This is a genomic window from Streptomyces sp. SID4985 (assembly GCF_009863025.1).
Taxonomy (GTDB): Bacteria; Actinomycetota; Actinomycetes; order Streptomycetales; family Streptomycetaceae; genus Streptomyces.
The window spans coordinates 1-2,678 of the sequence record NZ_WWIR01000139.1; the positions used below are offsets into that span (position 1 = coordinate 1).

The following is a 2,678-nucleotide window of genomic DNA, read 5'->3' on the forward strand; positions in this document are numbered from 1 at the left end:
CTCGTGGCACATGTTGGAGCAGTCGGGCAGGTTGTTGGTGCCCAGCTCACGGGCCATCAGCTGGTAGAGGAAGGTGGCTTCGTTGCCGAGCCGGCCGGAGGTGTAGTACGCGGCCTGGTTCGGGTTCTCGAGGCCGCGCAGGGTGCTGCCGACGAGGTCGAACGCCTCCTGCCAGGAGACGGGGACGTAGGTGTCGGTGTCCGCGTCGTAGCGCATCGGGTGCGTCAGGCGGCCCTGGTCCTCCAGGGCGGCGTCGCTCCATGTGGCCAGCTCGGAGACGGTGTGCGCGGCGAAGAACTCGGGGTCCACACGCTTGCGGGTCATCTCCCACGTGACGTGCTTGATGCCGTTCTCGCAGATGTCGAGCTTGAGGCCCTTGAGGTCGTCGGGCCAGGCGCAGCCGGGGCAGTCGAAGCCCTTGTCCTCGTGGTTCATCTTGCGTATGGCGCGCGGGCCGTCGACGAACTCGCCCTCGCGTATCACGAAGCGTGACACGCTCTTCGCCGCCCCCCAGCCCGCCGCCGGGTGGTGGTAGGGGTGGAATTCCGGAGACCGCGTCTCTTCGTCGCTTGCGGACCGTCCCGACGTTTCCTGGGTCATGGCAACTCCCTGTGCTCCGGGTCAACTCGCAGCGCCTGCATGTCGCGAGTGTGCCCAGCCTAGGTCACGGCTTCGCAGGGGAACCCGGATCGCCGGTCGTGGCAAGGGAGATGGGGCGGGGTCGGCGGGAAAGGCTTGGCAAAGAAAGGCTGTTGGGTGCGTCAGGTACGGCCCCGGCGCGCACCGCCGCTCCGACTCGGCGGTGCGCGGGGCCCGTTGCGTTACGACGCGGAGGTGTCCGCGCTGTCCTTCGGCTTCGGCGCGGGCGGCGGGTCGGCCAGGAAGTCGGCCGTGGGCACGTGGAAGAGGCTGCCGGTGACGGCCGTCGAGTAGTTCAGGATGCGGTCGTGCAGGCCGGGTTCGCGGCCCAGGAACATGTTCCGCAGCATCTGCTCGGTGACCTCGGGGGTGCGGGCGTACCCGATGAAGTACGTGCCGTACTCGCGGTCGCCGATGTGCCCGAACGGCATGTTCTCGCGCACGATCTTCAGCTCGCGGCCGTCCGGGCCGGTGATGGTGTTCACCACGACGTGCGAGTCGGGGGCCTTCACGTCGTCCGGGAACTCGATGTTCTCCAGCTTGGAGCGGCCGATGGTCGCCTCCTGCTGCTCCAGCGAGGTGCCCTGCCAGGCGTCCATGTCGTGCAGGTACTTCTGCACGATGACGTAGCTGCCGCCGGTGAAGTCCGGGTCCTCGTCGCCGATGTGCACCGAGTCGGCGGCGAGTTGCCCCTCCGGGTTCGCGCTGCCGTCGACGAAGCCGAGGAGGTCGCGGTCGTCGAAGAACTTGAACCCGTGCACCTCGTCCACGATCGTGGCCGCGCCCTTGAGCCGCTCCCCGAACTGCCGGGCCAGCTCGAACACCACGTCCATGCGGCGCCCGCGCACGTGGAAGAGCAGGTCGCCGGGGGTCGAGGGCGCGTGGTGCCGCTCGCCCTTCAGCTCGACGAACGGGTGCAGCCCGGCCGGGCGCGGTCCGCTGAACAGCCGGTCCCACGCGTCCGAGCCGATGCCGACGACACAGCTCAGCTCCGCGTCCGGCACCCGGTACGCGGTGGAACGCCGCATCGAGGCCACGTCCCCGAGCAGCTCCCGGACCTTCTCCTCACCGCCCGCGTCCACGGTGGCCACCAGAAACACGGCCGCCCTGGCCGGCGGGACGACTATCGGCTGCGTCTCGATCACGGGAAAACCTGCCTTCTCATCGCTTGTACGCAGCACGAACATAGACGCAGTCGGGCAGTTGGGGACACGTTCCGGGAACCGAGGGGCCGGAGCGACGGCCGGAACCGGGTGTCCCGGGGCCGCCGGGGTCAGGTGTCCGGGAAGGTGGGGCCGACCGGGGGCCCGGTGCGGTTCCTGTTACCGCGCTCGTCGCGCAGCATCGAGTGGCTGAGGCGGCCCAGGAGGTCGTAGGCGCGGTGCTGGGCGGCCGTGATGGCGGCGGGGTCGACGCGGGAGGGTCGTAGCTCGCCCCGGGCGGCCTCCTTCGCCTCGTACAGCTCGACCGAGGCGGCGGCGAGCTGGACCTGCGCGAAGCGGCGCTGGCCCGGGGTGCCGGAGAGGGCGCGCCGGGCGCGGTCGGCGGCGTAGACGGAGGCGGCGAGGGCGTCGCGCAGGCGTTCGGCGGCGCGGCCGTGGACGAGGAGCAGGGCGCAGACCAGGCCGACGCTGATGCCGATGACGCTCCCGATGACCCGGTCGTGCAGCAGCCGCTCGGCGGAGACCGGGGAGGACAGTTCGCTCAGCAGGAGCGCGAGCGGGGTCAGGAAGACGACGCCGAGGCCGTAGTTGCGGGCGACGACGTATTCCAGCAGGAACTCGAAGACGATGATCAGGCAGATGATGGCCAGGGAACTGGGGTGCATCACCAGGACGGCGCTGGTGATGAGAAGCCCGATGGCGGTGCCGATGGTGCGCTGGACGGAGCGCTGGACGGTGCTCCAGACGTTGACGGAGTGCAGTACGGCCGCGGCGGAGATCGCGGCCCAGTAGCTGTGGCCGACGCCGAGGAACAGCGCGAGGCCGCCCGCCACGGCGGTGCCGACGGCGGTGCGTACGGCGGTCGGCAGCAGGGCG

General features: G+C 70.4%; 3 protein-coding genes. All 3 read right to left on the reverse strand.

All coding sequences use genetic code 11. The features are described from left to right. Window positions 1–600, reverse strand: a 600-nt coding sequence (locus GTW40_RS05420; protein ID WP_343245618.1) for a molybdopterin-dependent oxidoreductase, incomplete at its 3' end; no start/stop codon positions are given. 221 nt (window positions 601–821) lie between these two features. Further along, complete coding sequence (locus GTW40_RS05425) at window positions 822–1,784, reverse strand: Dyp-type peroxidase (RefSeq protein WP_161179001.1); 963 nt, start codon at window positions 1,782–1,784, stop codon at window positions 822–824. A 128-nt stretch (window positions 1,785–1,912) separates the two neighbouring features. Beyond that, a partial coding sequence (locus GTW40_RS05430; protein WP_161179002.1) for an FUSC family protein occupies window positions 1,913–2,678 on the reverse strand: 766 nt, incomplete at its 5' end.